At 72.0% G+C, this 16,559-nt stretch carries 12 protein-coding genes; 6 read left to right on the top strand and 6 right to left on the bottom strand.

The features are described 5' to 3' along the window. Positions 1 to 130: 130 nt before the first annotated feature. Positions 131 to 1,228: a M12 family metallopeptidase gene (locus JHN45_RS04015; protein WP_201048026.1), complete on the bottom strand. Its 1,098-nt coding sequence runs from the start codon at positions 1,226 to 1,228 to the stop codon at positions 131 to 133. Positions 1,229 to 1,325: 97 nt separating this feature from the next. Between JHN45_RS04015 and JHN45_RS04020 the strand changes: the two genes are divergently transcribed. Further along, the gene (locus tag JHN45_RS04020) at positions 1,326 to 3,203 is read left to right on the top strand and encodes a LuxR C-terminal-related transcriptional regulator (RefSeq protein WP_200711124.1); all 1,878 of its coding nucleotides are present in this window, start codon (positions 1,326 to 1,328) and stop codon (positions 3,201 to 3,203) included. Between the two features lie 167 nt (positions 3,204 to 3,370). Here the strand turns inward: JHN45_RS04020 and JHN45_RS04025 are convergent, their stop codons facing one another. Further along, positions 3,371 to 5,935 carry a CHAT domain-containing tetratricopeptide repeat protein gene (locus JHN45_RS04025; protein ID WP_236583308.1) on the bottom strand — a complete coding sequence of 855 codons (2,565 nt, stop codon included), beginning with the start codon at positions 5,933 to 5,935 and terminating at the stop codon, positions 3,371 to 3,373. Between the two features lie 149 nt (positions 5,936 to 6,084). Here JHN45_RS04025 and JHN45_RS04030 point away from each other — a divergent pair, with 149 nt between their 5' ends. The 3 genes from JHN45_RS04030 to JHN45_RS04040 are packed head-to-tail and all read left to right on the top strand — an operon-like array spanning position 6,085 to position 8,704. Further along, on the top strand, positions 6,085 to 7,521 hold the full coding sequence (locus JHN45_RS04030; protein ID WP_200711122.1) for a S8/S53 family peptidase: 1,437 nt from the start codon (positions 6,085 to 6,087) through the stop codon (positions 7,519 to 7,521). Beyond that, entirely contained in the window at positions 7,518 to 8,156 is a 639-nt protein-coding gene (locus JHN45_RS04035) for an RNA polymerase sigma factor (RefSeq protein WP_201048028.1), read from the top strand. The genes JHN45_RS04030 and JHN45_RS04035 overlap by 4 nt, the downstream gene beginning before the upstream one ends. Continuing rightward, on the top strand, positions 8,153 to 8,704 hold the full coding sequence (locus tag JHN45_RS04040; RefSeq protein WP_374192749.1) for a hypothetical protein: 552 nt from the start codon (positions 8,153 to 8,155) through the stop codon (positions 8,702 to 8,704). The genes JHN45_RS04035 and JHN45_RS04040 overlap by 4 nt, the downstream gene beginning before the upstream one ends. Before the next feature lie 68 nt (positions 8,705 to 8,772). Here the strand turns inward: JHN45_RS04040 and JHN45_RS04045 are convergent, their stop codons facing one another. Both JHN45_RS04045 and JHN45_RS04050 read right to left on the bottom strand, forming a co-directional pair. Next, the gene (locus JHN45_RS04045; protein WP_200711120.1) at positions 8,773 to 9,999 is read right to left on the bottom strand and encodes a cytochrome P450; all 1,227 of its coding nucleotides are present in this window, start codon (positions 9,997 to 9,999) and stop codon (positions 8,773 to 8,775) included. Positions 10,000 to 10,056: 57 nt separating this feature from the next. Next, entirely contained in the window at positions 10,057 to 10,881 is an 825-nt protein-coding gene (locus JHN45_RS04050; RefSeq protein ID WP_201048029.1) for an N-formylglutamate amidohydrolase, read from the bottom strand. An 84-nt stretch (positions 10,882 to 10,965) separates the two neighbouring features. On the opposite strand from JHN45_RS04050, the gene JHN45_RS04055 reads away from it, so the two are divergent. Then, positions 10,966 to 11,307 carry a DUF5713 family protein gene (locus tag JHN45_RS04055; protein WP_200709061.1) on the top strand — a complete coding sequence of 114 codons (342 nt, stop codon included), beginning with the start codon at positions 10,966 to 10,968 and terminating at the stop codon, positions 11,305 to 11,307. 104 nt (positions 11,308 to 11,411) lie between these two features. Here JHN45_RS04055 and JHN45_RS04060 read toward each other — a convergent pair whose 3' ends face one another. Next, positions 11,412 to 13,631: an NADP-dependent isocitrate dehydrogenase gene (locus tag JHN45_RS04060; protein WP_201048030.1), complete on the bottom strand. Its 2,220-nt coding sequence runs from the start codon at positions 13,629 to 13,631 to the stop codon at positions 11,412 to 11,414. A 210-nt stretch (positions 13,632 to 13,841) separates the two neighbouring features. Between JHN45_RS04060 and JHN45_RS04065 the strand changes: the two genes are divergently transcribed. Continuing rightward, positions 13,842 to 15,428, top strand: coding sequence for a M1 family metallopeptidase (locus JHN45_RS04065; RefSeq protein ID WP_201048031.1), 1,587 nt, complete (start codon positions 13,842 to 13,844; stop codon positions 15,426 to 15,428). 13 nt (positions 15,429 to 15,441) lie between these two features. Here JHN45_RS04065 and JHN45_RS04070 read toward each other — a convergent pair whose 3' ends face one another. Beyond that, positions 15,442 to 16,539, bottom strand: coding sequence for a mechanosensitive ion channel family protein (locus JHN45_RS04070; RefSeq protein WP_201048032.1), 1,098 nt, complete (start codon positions 16,537 to 16,539; stop codon positions 15,442 to 15,444). Between the last annotated feature and the right edge of the window lie 20 nt (positions 16,540 to 16,559).

Raw genomic sequence — 16,559 nt, forward strand, 5'->3', positions numbered from 1 at the left:
GCTGTTGGGTGGCTGAACACGGCGGCGTGGCCGAGGCTCGTATCCCTCCCCCGAAGGCTACGAACCTCGGCCGCTTCCCCCGGCGCCGGACTTGTGGTCCGTCCGCCCGCGTGCGGCTGTACCCGTGCTGTTACCAGCACATCACTGCGGTGTCCCCCGACCCCCACGTGGAGTACAGACGCACACGGACGAAGTAGCGGCGGCCCCTGACGAGCCGGACCTTGAGCGTTGCGTTGTGCGGTGTTCCCCCGTCGTCCTGCCCGGCGAGGAAGCGTGGTTCGCCGTCGCGTTCCTCGAAGACCACGACGACCGTGTCGCTGTCCCCGAAGGCACCGACGGCGTACTCGCGCGTCTGGGTCGGCTCGATCGTGAAGTCGGCCTGCTCGCCCGGCCCGAGCCGCAGCGGCGCCGAGCGGAACGGCACCAGCTCGGCCGGCCGGGGAGGGCCGACGGGCGGGTACCAGCGCAGTACGAACTCCTTGTCCGCGGCGGAGAGGCCGCCGTGCGGGTGCAGGCCCGTACGGTATTCCTCCGGCTCCAGGACCAGGCCCGACGCGAACGGGTACTCCATGATCGACTGCGGGTCCCAGACGGAGCCGTTGACCTCGTCCGGGTCCAGCTTGCGCAGGATGTTGAACAGGGTCCGGTCCCGGCTCCAGAAGTTCGGCGGGCCCGCCAGCTCGGCGTACACGGCCTCGTCGTCCCAGTGGATCCCGGCGAACGGGCTCTGGTGCTCGTGCAGCATGCCCAGCGCGTGCCCGATCTCGTGCAGCGCCGTGCCACGCTGACCGGGCGCGGTCAGGTCCCAGCCGAAGTTCATGGTGCGGTCGCCCAGACCGACCGTGAGCGCGTCACGCCCCACCGCCGACCAGGAACCGTCACCGGCCTGGAACCCGATGCGCAGCTCGGCCTCCGAACGGTCGCCCACCTCGGCGAAGTCGACACCGATGCCGAGCCCCTGCCACTCCCGGAAGCACTCGCGTACGACGTCCTGCTGCTCCTTGGCGCCGGCCCACGGCACCCGCCGCAGCTCGCCGGTCCCGGGCACCGGGATGACGGACGTGTCCGCGGCGGCGGAGTTGTCGACGTCGAAGAAGTAGTAGTGCAGGACCGTGCCGTTGACCCACATCCGGCTTCCACCGACGAGCGCACCGCGCCGCTCCGCGGCCAGTCCCGGTCCGAACTCCGGGGCCGGCTGCTGCGTGAGGGAGCAGTAGCGAGCGGTCATGCGACCAGAGTGCCGGTGACCGTACCCGGGCGCCTGAGTCGAGGGCTACTCAAGTCACCCTGTATCAGGGTTGAGTAGCCCGACTCATATCTGCGTGATGACTTTCGAACAGGACGCGAAGACCCTCGAACTGCCCTGGCCGTTCACCGGCCGGGAGGACGAACTCGAACTGGTCCGCGGGTCGTTGACGGCCGGCCGGCACGGCATCGTGGTCTCCGGCCCGGCCGGCCGGGGCAAGACCCGGCTGGTCACCGAGGCCGTCCGGGGCGGCGACTGCGTCCGCGTCACCGGGACACCGGAGACCCGCACGCTGCCCTTCGCCGCGTTCGCCCACCTGCTGTCCGAGAGCGTCTCCCTGCACCGGGCGGTCCAACTCCTGTCCGGAACACGGCTGTTGCTGATCGACGACGCCCACCTCCTCGACGACTCCTCGGCCGCCCTCGTCCACCAGCTCGCCGTCCACGGCCGGACCCGCCTGGTGGTCGTGGTGACCGACGGCAACCCCGTGCCCGGCGCGGTGTCCCGGCTGTGGACGGGCGAACTGCTGCCGCGCCTCGCGCTGGAACCGCTGCCCCGCGAGGAGATCGCCCACCTGCTGGCGGCGGGCGCCGGCGGCCCGCTGGAACCCCTCACCGTGAAGCGCCTCCACCACCTCTGCCAAGGCGATCTGCGCCTGCTGCGCGACCTGTTCGGCGCGGTGCGCGAGCGCGGGCTGCTGACTCGTGCCACGGACACCGACGAGTGGGCCTGGCGCGGCCCGGTGCCGGTCACCGCGACGGTCCGCGAACGCACAGGGCAGGTCCTCGCCCGGGCCGACCTCGACGAGCGCGAGAGCCTCGAACGCCTGGCCTTCGCCGAGCCGTTGGCGTCCTCGCTCGACGACTTCGACCTCGACGTCCTCGAACGCCTGGAGGCCGAGGACCTGATCCACGTCGACGACCGCGGTGCCGTCCACCTCACCCACCCGCTGCACGGTCCCGCGCTGCGCGCCGCCGCAGGCCGGCTCCGGGCCCGCCGCCTGGCCCGCACCCCCGACCAGTGCGTCCCGGCCCTCGCCGCCGAACGCGCCGCGCTCACCGACCGCATCGACCGGACCGACGTACGGCCGCTGCCGACGCCGGTGGGGGAGTGGCTGGTGGCCGAGGGCGCACCGGTACCGGCCGGGTACGCGGCCGTACGCGCCCGGTTCGCGAGGCTCCGCGGCGAACTGCGCGAGGCCGCGGCCTGGGCGCGGGAGGGACTGCGGGAGACCCCGGCGGACCACGCCTGCGGGGCCGAACTCGCCCTGGCCGCCGCCCAGTCGGGTGATGTGCCGGACACCGACGACACCCTCGCCCACCGCCCCGCGACCGGCTGGGTGGCGGCGGCCCGGGGTGATGTGGAGACGGCCCGCGAGACCGTGGCCGAGGCGGTGGCGCCGGACCGGCGCGAGGGCACCGCCGAGGACGGCAGGCCCGCTGCCTACGCCCTCTACGACGCCGTACGCCTCGGCGCTCCCGAACAGGTGGCCGGACGGCTCGCCCGGCTGCCCGGTGACGGACCGGCCGTGCTCGCCCGGCACGCCGAGGCACTGGTCGACGGCGACGGGCCCGCGCTGGACCGGGTGGCGGGGGAGCTGGAGCAGCGCGGGTTCCTGCTGTTCGCGGCCGAGGCGCACGCACAGGCCGTCCGGGCGCACCGTGACCCGCGCGCCGCCCGTATGTCCCGCACCCGCGCGGTCGCACTGGCCCGCCGCTGCCAGGGCGCCCGCACCCCGGCCCTGTCCGGCCTGGTGCTCGGTGAACTCACCGCCCGCCAGCGGCAGATCGTCACCCTCGCCGCCGCGGGCCTCAGCAACCGGCAGATCGCCGAACGCCTCACCCTCTCGGTCCGCACCGTCGGCAACCACCTCTACAGCGCCTACGCCCGGCTCGGCGCGAGCGACCGCGGCGCGCTGCCGTGGCTGGTGGAACTGCCCACGGCGCAGTCCGCGTGACCGGTGCGCCGCTGCGTCGGCCGGTCAGGCTGCTCCGAAGGGGGTGAGTGGCCGGGGTGTGGGCAGGGAACTCTGCCAGTCGGCGCGCGGGACCGGGCGCGCTGCCGTGGCTGGTAGAGCTGCCGACGGCGCAGTCCGCGTGACCCGTGCGCCGCCGCGTCGGCCGGTCAGGCCGCTCCGAACGCGGTGAACGCCCAGCCCGTCGCCTGGTGGACCGCGTCCCCGGGCAGCGCGGCCCGGGCGTCGCGCAGGGCCTCCGCCAGGGACAGACCCGCGCTGAGACCCTTGTGCAGGGCGAGCATCAGCGGGACCACGGCGGCGTCGTTGACGGGGGCGCTGCTCGCCACCACCCCCGCCGTGCCCAGCGGGAGCAACGCCGTCACCAGGCCCAGGAGTTCGTCCGCGCCCACCGGGGCGAGGCGGGCCGTGTCGCAACTGGAGAGGATGATCCGGTACGGGCTGCGGGCGAGGCGTTCGAAGTCGTGGACGATGAGCGGGCCGTCGGCCATGCCAAGGGCCGAGAACAAGGGGCTGTCCGCGCGGAACGTGCCGTGCGCGGCGATATGGGCCAACGTCGCGCCGTCCAACTCGGCCAGCACCCGGGGGACTTCGGCGTCCTCGTGCTCCAGGACCGTCGGCCTGCCGTAGCGGTCGGCCAGGTCCGGGACCTCCGCGCCGCCGGTCGCCAGGCCGGGACCGCGCACCAGCACATGCCGTCCGCCGGGCGGCGGCCGGGTGTCCAGGGCGCGCAGCCAACTGCCCGCCGACGGCGACACACTGAGCACCCGCTCGCGCAGCGAGGGCAGCAACGCCCAGGGAACACGGTGGAGTCGGCCGGGCGGGACCACCACCACCGGCCCGGAGCCCAGGTGTTGGGCCGCCTCACCCAGGAGCAGTTCCTCCAGGCGCCGGCCCGCCGCCTCCACCACCGGCAGCCTGGCCTCCGCTCCGGGGTGCGCCAGCCGCCGCAGCCCCGCCTGCACGTGTTCCGCCTCGGCCATCGCCTCCGAGAGCAGGCCCGCCGCGAACTGCCGGACCCTGCCCTGGCCGCACAGCAGGGCGTGCACCCGCCCGTCGACCACGGCCAGTTCCACCAGTCGCCCCTCACCGAGGCGTGCCAGCAGCCGAGTCGGATCGAAGCGCTCGCCCTCGCCGGGCGCGTCACCGCGCATGTGCAGGGTGCGGGAGCGGATCTCCCGTTCCAGGCGCCGCTGTTCGCGCTCCAGGGCCGGTACCGGATGGCCCTCCATCCGGGCCTTCTCCGCGCGGGCGGCGATCTCACGGAACGCCGTCAGACCGCTGAGCAGGACCGGGTCGGCGGGCGGCCGGGCCGGCGGGGTGGACAGCGCGGTCGCCCGCCAGCGCTCGCTCCACACCAACAGCCTGCGCGGACCACCGGAGTCGAGGCTCGCCCGCTGCGCGAGCGCGGCCAGCTCGGCGCCCTGCGCGGTCGCCCGGGCCCGCAACTCCGAGGCGCCCAGGGTCGTCCGGTGGTCGTCCAGGACGTCGAGTCCGCGTCGGCAGGCCTCCAGCACACCGCGTCCCGAACCGGCGGCCTCGGCGCGCAGCGCCTGCGCCGCCCAGCCCGTCATCCGGGCCAGCGGGGGACCGCCGCGTCTGCTGCGGGCGGCCACCGCCAAGTGCCGTTCCGCGTCCGCCGTCCAGCCCAGCTTCAGCGCGATCCGGCCCGCGAGCAGCGCGGCCTCCGGCGCGGACGGGGAGCCGAACGCGGCCAGCCGGCCGGCCACCGCGGCGGCGTCCGCGACCAGCCGGCCCGAGGCCCGCCCGGCCGCCAACCTCGCCTCGATCAGCACCAGTTGGGCATGCGCCTGCCACCAGGTGCGGCGCTGCGCGGCGAACAGCCGTACCGCCACGGCCGCGCGCGCGATCGCCGTGGCCGGATCGTCCGCGAGTCGCGCCGCCCGGGCGGCCACCAGCAGCAGCTCCGCCTTGCGGGTGGACTGCCCGCCGATCCCGTCCAGCAGCCCGATCGCCGTGTCCGCCTGGGCCAGCGCCTCGGCGGCCAGGCCCGCGCTCAGCAGTACCTCGCAGCGGCGGATGGTGAGCATGAAGGTGGGGGTGGTGAGTTTGGCGTACATCACCTCGGCCTCGTCGAGGAGCCGGAGCGCGACCGGGATGTCGCCCGAGCGGAACGCGGCCAGGCCCCGGCTCTCCACCGCGTCGGCCTTGTCGTGCTCCTGGCCGGTGGTCTCCCACAGCCGCTCGGCCGCCGTGAAGTCGGCGTCCGCACGGTCCACCGCGCCGAGCGCCAGATGCACGGTCGCGCGCAGGGTCAGCGCCCGCGCCGTCCAGATCACGTCCTCCGTCTGCCGCAGCACGGGGATCGCCCGCCGTACGTCGTCCAGCGCCTCCTTGTGCCGGCCCAGCACCCACCAGGCGTAGGCCCGCAGGAACAGGACGCGCGCCCTGGACTTTCTGCTGCCGCGCGCGATGCCCCGCTCGAAGGCCGCCAGGCCCTGCCGGGTGCGGCCCGCGTGCACCAGAGCCACCCCGAGCGTGCCCAGGACGTCCGCCTCCCGGTCCGCCGACTCCGCGCGCGCCGCCAGGTCGCGGGCGCGCCGCAAGTGCTTCAGCGCGAGCCGGAGATCGCCGAAGTCCCGCTGCCAGATACCGATCACATGGTGGGCCACGGAGGCCTGGAACGGCGTCGGATCGCCGTCGAGAACCGCCCGCGCACCGGCCAGCGCCTCGCTCGGAGCCGCGAACACCATCGGCAGCAGTTCGATAACCGGGTCGCCATCCGCTGTCACTCCTCGGATGGTAGTGGCCCCCCGGTGCACACCACACCGGTTTGGCGCTGTATCAAGTACTCGCCCGCAGGCTCTGATTGACGACCGCCGCCGCAGTGGGAGGACACGCCATGGCACCACAGCGATTCCACGAGCAGTTCGACCAGATCCAGCGCTCGATGCCCGACATCCCCCTCGCGATGGGGCCGGACGACTCCGCCGAGTTCTTCTACGAGAAGGGCGTCGTGCTCGCCCGCGACGGTGAGGAGGCCCGCCTCGTCGAGGACACCGTACGCACCCACTTCACAGAGGCCACCGGCCTCACCGCCGACTCCGTCCGCCGGGCCGGACCCGAGACCAACCGGTCCGGGATCACCCGCATCCAGGTCGGCGACCCCGGCCACGGCGACCGGCGCGGCGACCGCGCCGTCGCCAACGCGCTGCGCGCCCTGCGCGAACCGGAGGGCCGCGCGGGCCGCCGGCTCGTCAGCCGCAACCACGTCGTGTCGATCGCCGTGAACGCATGTCCCGGCGACGAACCCGTGCCCGCCCCGCTCACCCAGGGCGCCAACCCCGCACCCGTGGAAGCCGGTTACGACGCGGACACCGCCGTCGACGTCCTCGTCATCGACACCGGACTCATGCACGACTACCGGTCCTACCCGCTGCTCGCTCACGTCCAGGGCGACCCGCAGATCAAGGAGACCGACGCGGCCGGAGTGCTCCAACAGTACGTAGGGCACGGCACGTTCATCGCCGGGCTCGTCGCGGCCGTCTCGCCCAACACCGAGGTGACCGTCCGCAACACCCTCAACGACGCGGGCGCCATCCTCGAATCGGACTTCGGCGAGGCGCTGTTCGCCGCCGTCGACCAGAACGGCTGGCCCGACGTCATCAGCCTGTCCGCCGGCACCAGCAACGGCCGCACCGACGGACTCCTCGGCGTCGAGGGCTTCATGCAGGCCCTGCGCGCCCAGCGCACCCTGCTCGTCGCCGCGGCCGGCAACAACGCCAGCGCCACCCCCTTCTGGCCCGCCGCCTACGCCGACCTGCCCGACTACCAGGACGTCGTCCTCTCGGTCGGCGCCCTGCGCGGCGACGGCGAGTACGGCGCCTGCTTCAGCAACCACGGCGCCTGGGTCAAGGCCTACGCCCCCGGCGAGCGGCTCATCGGCCCCCTCACCGGCTTCGACGCACCCACGCCCTACACCTACCAGCACAGCACCTACGACGCCTGCCGGTTCGGCTTCACCTACTCCTGCACCTGCCAATACCCCAGCCACACCGGGGTGTTGAGCCAGCAGGGCGACAACTCGACCGGAAAGCCCGACCAGGTGATGTTCGAGGGGTTCGCGCACTGGAGCGGGACCTCGTTCGCCACTCCCGTCGCCGCCGGCCTGGTCGCCGCCTACATGACGGCCAACAAGGAGAGCGACGCGCGCGCCGCCCGTACCCAACTCCTCGCGGCCAACACCGAGTACGCCGAAGTACGCGGGGCGCATGTACCGGCGCTGCGCCCGCCCACCTGGCGCCCGGTCCCCGTCGTGCCGCTCTCCGCACCGGCATGAGGGCCGGAACCATCCCCTCCACGGCGTACGATGACATGCCGTACACGAGGGGTGGCACCGTGGACCGTGCAGAAGTCGGCGCGCTCGTCCGGTCGGCAGTCGACGGCGACGCGGCGGCCTGGAAGGCGCTCGTGGAGGGGCTCAGCCCACTGGTCTGGTCAGTGGTGCGCGCCCATCGGCTCTCCGACGCCGACGCCGGCGAGGTGTACCAGACCGTGTGGTTCCGCTTCGCCCAGCACCTGGGCCGGATCCGGGAACCCGACAAGGCGGGCTCCTGGCTGGCGAGCACCGCGCGCAACGAGTGCCTGAAGGTGATCAAGGGACTGCGGCGGCTCATGCCCACGGACGATCCCCAACTCCTCGACCGCGTCAGCGAGGAGCGCACTCCCGAGCAGTCGGTCCTCGACTCGGAGGAGGCGGCCTCCCAGGCCGAACGCATCCGCAGGCTCTGGCAGGAGTTCGCCGAACTCGGCGAGCGGTGCAGGCAGTTACTGCGCGTCCTGATGGCCTCGCCGCCACCCAGCTATCAGGAGGTGTCCGCCGGTCTGGGCATCGCCGTGGGCAGCATCGGACCCATGCGCCAGCGCTGTCTGCGCCGGCTGCGAGCCCGACTGGACGCCGGGGAGGCGCTGTGAACGGCATGTACGGCGACGGCCCCGGCGCGTTCGACGCCTTCGGCCAGGACCCTTTTGACGACGAGGAGTTCGACGACCAGCAGGGCGAACAGGACGACAACGGCTCGGAGTTCGACGACGCCCTCTTGGAGGAGGAGCTGCGCCAGGCGGCCGCCATCCTGGACCCGGTCCCCGCCGAACTGCGCCAAGTCGCCATGGACGCCTACGCGTTGTACGACATGGACGCCCGGTTAGCGGAGCTGACCTTCGACTCCCTGGTCGACGCCATCCCGGTCCGGGGCGTCACGGACGTACCCCGCATGCTGACCTTCACGGCGGGCGAGTTCAGCGTCGACGTGGAAGTCACCAGCGAGGGGCTGATGGGTCAGGTGATGCCGCCGCAACCGGCCGGCATCGAGGTCCTGAACGGCCCGCAGGCCCTGCGCCCCACCACCCTCACGGCCGACTCCATGGGCCGTTTCACCAGTGACGTGACCCCGGCCGGTCCCTTCGCGCTACGGCTGCGGACCGGCCGGGAGGTGGTCGTCACGGAGTGGCTGCGGGCGTGACCGCGGGTGCGTGACCGCCGGTGCGCGAGGAAGGGGAGCGGGACGCTTCTTCCTCGCGCACCAGCGCGCTACCAGGTGACCGGCAGCGTCTGCGGACCCCGGATCATCGTCTTGCGGCGCCAGACGATCTCCTCGGCGGGGACGGCCAGTTGGAGCCCGGGCAGCCGGTCCAGCAGGGTGTCGACGAGGAGTTCGGTCTGCAGCCGGGCCAGCACGGCACCGGTGCAGTAGTGCGGGCCGTTGCCCAGGGCCAGGTGCGGATTGGGATCGCGGTCGACGTCGATACGGTCCGGGTCGGGGAAGACGTCCGGGTCGCGGTTGGCGGCGAGGTAGGAGACGTAGACCGGGTCGCCCGCGCTGATGCGGTGGCCGTGCAACTCGACGTCCTCCAGGGCGATCCGGGCCAGCCCGACCGACGCGCGGTGCGGGATGAAGCGGAGGAGTTCGTCCAACGCGGCCTCCCTGCACTCCGGTTGACCCCGCAGGCGCTCCAGCAGCTCGGGGCGGGTGAGCATCAGGTACAGCATCTGGCCGCAGTTGTGGGTGACCGCCTCCCCACCGATCTGCAACGGACCCGCGAGGCCCACGGCCTCCTGCTCGCTGATGTCGCCCCGGGCCACGGCGGTGCCCAGCAGCGAGTACACATCGGTGCCGTCGCTGTCGGCGCGGGCGCGGATGGTGTCGGTGATCCACGCGTACATGCCGTTCTTGGCCCGGTCGGCGGCCTCGGCACCACCGGACGTGGAGATGATCTGCCGGGTCCAGGAGTGCACCTGCTCCCGGTTCTCCTCGGGCACCCCCATGACCTCGCTGACCACCGCGAGCGGGAAGGGCTCCAGGACCCGCTCGATCAGATCCGCCGGCGGCCCGTCCGCCACGACCCCGTCCACCAGCGAGTCGAGCAGCGCCTGCGCCCGGGGCCGCAGCCGCTTCATCGCGCCGACCGTGAACGCGCCCGCGACCGGCTTGCGCAGCCGGTTGTGGTCCGGCTGGTCAGCGAACGCCAGCGACCCCGGGCGCGGCTTGAAGTGCGGGGCCATACGCGTCACTTGACGGGTCGTCACCTCCGCGCGGCCGAACCGCGGATCATTGGTGATCATCTTCACGTCGTCGTAGCGGGTGGCCAGCCACGCCCAGCCCTCGCCGTGCGGCAGCCGGATCCGGTTCAGCGGGCCCTCGCGCATCAGCTCCGCGAGGACCGGGTCGAAGTCGGTCCCGGTCAGCTCGATCGGGGGCCAGTCCCGCACGGGCGGCTGCGGGGCCTGGCTGGTCAGCGTGGTGGTCTCCTCGGTCATGCGTCCACCCTCGTACGCCCCCGCCCGCCTGTCCTGCGGGAGTGCTCCAGCCGGTGGTCAGCCCGACACGGCGGCGATGAGCGCCGCCAGCGCCGCGGCGAGGCGGGTGACACCGGGGTCGGCGGGCGGCCCGCCGGGCTCCGTCATGTACGTGTCCCGGCGCAGCTCGACCATCAGCGCTCCTACGGCCGGCTCCTTGCCGTAGAACTCCAGCGGGACGTAGGTCCCGATGAAGGGGCTGTCGACGCCGATCTCCCCGCACCCGGCGAAGGCCTCGCGTGCCGTCGCCAGCAAGGTGGGCGGGGTGTGGAAGGCGTCCGTGCCGAGGCAGACGGGCGGGCGGGGGCCGGTGCCGTGGAGTTCGTAGGGGAGCGGGGCGGTCGGGTAGGAGTGCAGGTCGACGACGACGGCCCGGCCGGTCGCGGCCAGCCGGTCGGCGACGGCCTCCGTCATGGCGCGGGCGTACGGGCGGAAGTAGCGGTCGATCAGGGGCTCGGGGTCGTGGTCGGCGGGCCGTAGCTCGGCGCGGTGGGTGGTGCGGGTGTAGACCGCGCCCATGCCCACGGCGAGCATCTCCTCCCGCTCGTCCGGGAACCGCTCCGGATCGACGACCAGCCGGGACAGGCGGTTCACGAACCGCCATGGGGTGAGTGCACACGCGCGTGCCGCTTCTTCGGCGATCCGGGCCGTGTGGCTGTCGGTGATGTGGTCCAGCTCCCGCTCCAACTCCGGGTCGTCCAGCACGATGTCCGCGCGGACGTCGGCCGGTATCTCCCGCGCGGAGTGCGGGACATGGAGGATCACGGGCGAGTCGGCGGCGCCGGGCAGCAGCTCGAAGGACGGCGCGGGAGAGGACGCCGAGGACGGCGCGGAGAGGGACACGGGCGGCTCCCGGAGGCGTTGTCAGTGGCGTGGTGCAGGATCAAGGTATCGGCATCGACGATCACGGACCGGGGGAGCACCACCATGCCCGTCAGCAACCAGCGGATCACCGAGCACGCGTTCCTGCGCGGGCTGTACCGGGACGACTACTTTCCCGACCCCGTGGTGGACCTCGGCAAGGCGATCCTGCTGCGCCTGTGCGAGCGCATCGAGACCGAGCGGCCCGCCGACCTGCCCGCGCTGTACGCCCTCACCGAGGTCGCCACCGAGGAGTTCAACGCGCTGCAGGACGACTTCGAGGCGGCCGGCAGTGAGATCGAGACCGTGGCGCGCGAGGAGATAGCCGAGGACTTCTGGTTCGTGGCGAACGCGTACGGCTTCGCGGACGCGGACGTGGAGACCCTGATCGCCGTACGGGACTGGTGACCGGCCGGCTGTCGCGCCCGGCGGCGAACGCAGCCGCCCCGGCCCGGAGGAGACCCCGGCCGGGGCGGAGAGACAGGAGTGGGTGCCCTGGAAGGGGCCGTGCGTCAGCTCAGGGAAGCCAGCGCCTCGTTCCACGTCGTCGACGGGCGCATGACCTTCGCGGCCTTGGCCGGGTCGGGCTGGTAGTAGCCGCCGATGTCGGCCGGGTGGCCCTGGACCGCGAGGAGTTCCTCGATGATCGTCTGCTCGGCGCCCGCGAGGGTCTCGGCGAGGCCGGCGAAGGCCTTCGCGAGGTCCGCGTCCTCGGTCTGCGCGGCCAACTCCTGCGCCCAGTACAGGGAGAGGAAGAAGTGGCTGCCGCGGTTGTCGATACCGCCGACGCGACGGGTCGGCGACTTGTCCTCGTTGAGGAAGGTCGCCGTGGCGCGGTCGAGGGTGTCGGCGAGGACCTTGGCGCGGGTGTTGCCGGTGAACGTCGCGTACTGCTCGAGGGAGGGGACCAGCGCGAAGAACTCACCGAGCGAGTCCCAGCGCAGGTAGTCCTCCTTGACCAGCTGCTGCACGTGCTTCGGCGCGGAACCGCCGGCGCCCGTCTCGAAGAGGCCGCCGCCCGCCATCAGCGGGACGACCGACAGCATCTTGGCGCTGGTGCCCAGCTCCAGGATGGGGAAGAGGTCGGTCAGGTAGTCGCGCAGCACGTTGCCGGTCACCGAGATGGTGTCCTCGCCGCGGCGGATGCGCTCCACCGAGAGCTTGGTGGCCTCGACCGGGGCGAGGACGCGGATGTCCAGACCCTCGGTGTCGTGCTCGGGGAGGTACGCCTCGATCTTCTTGATCAGCTGGGCGTCGTGCGCGCGGGTCTCGTCCAGCCAGAACACCGCCGGGTTGCCGGTGGCACGCGCACGCGTGACGGCCAGCTTCACCCAGTCCTTGATCGGGGCGTCCTTGGTCTGGCAGGCGCGGAAGATGTCACCCTTGGCGACCGACTGCTCCAGGACGACGTTGCCGGCCTGGTCGACGAGGCGGACCGTTCCGGCGGCCTGGACCTCGAAGGTCTTGTCGTGGGAGCCGTACTCCTCGGCCTTCTGCGCCATCAGGCCGACGTTGGGCACCGAGCCCATGGTCGAGGGGTCGTAGGCGCCGTGCGCGCGGCAGTCGTCGAGGACGGCCTGGTAGACGCCCGAGTAGGAGGAGTCCGGGAGCACCGCGAGGGTGTCCGCCTCCGCGCCGTCCGGGCCCCACATGTGGCCGGAGGTGCGGATCATGGCCGGCATCGAGGCGTCGACGATGACGTCGGACGGCACGTGCAGGTTGGTGATGCCCTTGTCGGAGTCGACCATCGCGAGCGCGGGGCCCTCGGCGATCTCCGCGTCGAAGGAGGCCTTGATCGCGTCGCCCTCGGGCAGCGCGGCGAGGCCCTTGAGGATGCCGCCGAGACCGTCGTTCGGGGAGAGACCGGCCGCGGCGAGCGTGGCGCCGTACTGCTCGAAGGTCTTCGGGAAGAAGGCGCGGACCACGTGGCCGAAGATGATCGGGTCGGAGACCTTCATCATCGTGGCCTTGAGGTGCACGGAGAACAGGATGTCCTCGGCCTTGGCGCGGGCGATCTGCGCGGTGAGGAACTCACGCAGCTGGGCCACGTGCAGCACGGAGGCGTCGACGACCTCGTCCTTGAGGACGGGTACGGACTCGCGCAGCACGGTGGTGGTGCCGTCCTCGGCGACCAGTTCGATGCGCAGCGCACCGGCCTCGGCGATCGTCACGGACTTCTCGGTGGAGCGGAAGTCGTTCTCGCCCATGGTCGCGACATTGGTCTTGGAGTCGGCCGACCAGGCGCCCATGCGGTGCGGGTGGGTCTTCGCGTAGTTCTTGACCGAGGCGGGGGCGCGCCGGTCGGAGTTGCCCTCGCGCAGGACCGGGTTCACCGCGGAGCCCTTGACCTTGTCGTAGCGGGACTGGATGTCCCGCTCCTCGTCGGTCTTCGGGTCGTCCGGGTAGTTCGGCAGCGCGTAACCCTGCTCCTGCAGCTCGGCGACGGCCGCCTTGAGCTGCGGGATGGACGCCGAGATGTTCGGCAGCTTGATGATGTTGGCCTCGGGCGTCTTCGCCAGTTCGCCCAGCTCGTGCAGGGCGTCCGGGATCCGCTGGTCCTCGGTCAGGTACTCCGGGAACACGGCGATGATGCGCCCGGCCAGCGAGATGTCCCGCGTGGTCACGGCGACACCCGCCTGCGAGGCGTACGCCTGGACCACCGGCAGGAAGGAATACGTCGCCAGGGCCGGGGCCTCGTCAGTGTGCGTATAGATGATGGTCGAGTCAGTCACCGGTGCTCCGCTCCACGTCTGCAACATTGCTCGACATCAAGATATCTCGTGATGCGGTACCGCTCGACAGCGGTCCGTCCGCACTGCGCGAACACCAGTCCGACGATCAAGTGCAACCGTTCGCCCTGTCCCGTGGTCAGTAACGGGTGGATCACCTTCACTGACCGACGGCCGGAGCTGACCACCCGGCCGCCCGAGCGAGAGCGGATCATGAGAAATCGCACCAGAGTGACGGCCCCGCTGGCCGCCCTGATCGGTACGGCAACAGCACTGACCACGGGTTCCCCGGCCTTCGCGGCCGGACGGGGGAACGCCGACGGGACGACCGGCGACGAGACGACTGCGCGGGGGTACGGCGACGAGGGCGCCGAGACCCTCGGCGACCCCGTGTACCCGAGCCTCGGCAACGACGGCTACCGCGTCCGTTCCTACGACCTCGACCTCGCCTACGACGCGACGACGAAGCTCGTCGACGGCACGGTCACGATAGAACTGCGCACCACCGAGGCCCTGACCCGGTTCTCCCTCGACGCCCTCGGCCTCGACATCCACGAGGTCCGCGTGCAGGGCCGCAGCGCCGATTTCGCGCAGGCCGACGAGAAGCTGCGGATCACGCCCGCCCGAACTCTCCCGGCGGGGAGCCGAGTCACCGTCTGCGTCTCGTACTCCGTCGACCCGAGCCGCGCCGCCGCGCCCACCGGCGGCTGGGTCCTCACCCCCGACGGTTTCGCGGTGTGCGGCCAGCCGAATCTGACGCACACCGTCTTCCCCTGCAACGACCACCCCAGCGACAAGGCCGACTTCACGTTCCGCATCACCGTCCCGGACGGGCTGCGCGGAGTCGCGAACGGTCAACTGGTGTGCACCGAGCGGCTGGACGGCGACCGGACCGCGTTCAGCTACCGCTCGCGCTCGCCGATGGCGACCGAGCTGGTGCAGCTCACGGTCGGCGACTACGTCGTCAAGGAGCGCAGCGGCCCGCACGGGCTGCCACTGCGGGACATCGTGCCCACCGCCCGCGCCGCCGCCCTGGAACCGGCGCTCGCGCTGACGCCGGGTCTGGTGGACTGGCTGGAGCAGCGGCTCGGGGCGTTCCCGTTCGAGACGTACGGACTGCTGCCCTGCAACTCCGACAGCCCGACCGCCTTTGATTTCACGGGACTCGAGACCCAGACCCTCACCCTGTACAAGCCGAACTTCCTGCTCCAGGCGGAGAGCAAGATCGGCTCGCACATGATGCACGAGCTGGTCCACTCCTGGTTCGGCAACAGCGTCAGCCCCGCCACCTGGGCCGACCTGTGGCTGAACGAGGGCCACGCCGACTTCTACGGCCTGCTCTACCGCTACGAGCGCGGCTGGCCCGACTCCCTCGGCCTCACCACGATGGAGGCCCGCATGAAGGACACGTACGCGCGCGGCGACCAGTGGCGCCACGACTCGGGCCCGGTCGCGGCCCCCAACGCGGTCAACCTCTTCGACAACCAGCGCTACCTGGGCGGTGTCCTGGTCCTGTACGCCCTGCGGGAGTTCATCGGCGAGGACACCTTCCACGCCGTGGAGCGCGCCTTCCTCGCCCGCTACCGCGACTCCTCGGCGACGACGGAGGACTACATCGCCGTCGCGTCGAGGGTCTCCGGCCAGGACCTGTCCGGCTTCCTGCGGGACTGGCTCTACGGTACGACGACGCCGCGCATGCCCGGTCATCCGGACTGGACGGTGACGCCGGTGAAGCCGTCGCTCACCGCCCCGCACAGCCGGACCGGCGGGCGCGACCGCGACAACTCGGCGACGCTCTAGGGCGGTTGACCGGTCAGTCGAGCCGGGTGGAGGAGACTTCGCCCGGCTCGTCCTCCGGGACCCGCTGCTGCGGGATGGCGATCGACCCCTGCTGGAGCGCCACCGTCCGCGTCGGTGCCGGAATGCGGATGCCCTCCTCCCGGTACCGCTTGTGCAGCCGCTTGACGAACTCGTGCTTGATGCGGAACTGGTCGCTGAACTCGCCCACACCCAGGATCACCGTGAAGCCGATCCGCGAGTCGCCGAACGTGTGGAAGCGGATGGCCGGTTCGTGCTCGGGGATCGCGCCGGTGATGTCGGTCATGACCTCGGCGATGACTTCCATGGTCACCTTCTCGACATGCTCCAGGTCGCTGTCGTAGCCGACGCCCACCTGGACCAGGATCGTCAACTGCTGCTCGGGACGCATGAAGTTGGTCATGTTCGTCTTGGCGAGCTGGCCGTTCGGTATCACGACGAGGTTGTTGGAGAGCGCCCTGACCGTCGTCTGACGCCAGTTGATGTCCTCGACGTATCCTTCCTCGCCGCTGCTCAGCCGGATGTAGTCGCCGGGCTGCACGGTCTTCGAGGCGAGGATGTGGATGCCCGCGAAGAGGTTCGCGAGGGTGTCCTGAAGCGCGAGCGCGACGGCGAGACCGCCGACGCCCAGGGCGGTGAGCATCGGCGCTATCGAGATGCCCAGCGTCTGGAGCATCACCAGGAAACCGATGGCCAGGACCAGTATCCGGGTGATGTTGACGAAGATCGTGGCCGAACCGGCAACGCCGGAGCGGGAGTTGGTGACCGCCCGGACCAGGCCGGCTATCACCCGGGCCGCCGACACCGTCACGGCGAGGATGATCAGCACCTTGAGGCTCTGGTTCACCTGGTGCTGGACCGTGTGCGTCAACGGCAGCACCGCCCCCGCGACCGCCGCGCCACCCGCGATCGCCGACCACGGCAGCGCGGTCCGCAGCGCGTCGACGATCACGTCGTCGCCGCTCCAGCGCGTCCGGTCGGCATGCTTGCCGAGCCAGCGCAGCAGTACGCGCAGCAGGAACGCCGCCAACAGGCCCGAGGCCAGGGCGATTCCGGCCAGCATGAAGTCGTCCAGGGTCGGTGTGCGGTTCATCGGTCACCTCCGGGAGAGGA

The sequence above is a fragment of the Streptomyces sp. MBT53 genome (genome assembly GCF_016654115.1).
GTDB lineage: Bacteria > Actinomycetota > Actinomycetes > Streptomycetales > Streptomycetaceae > Streptomyces.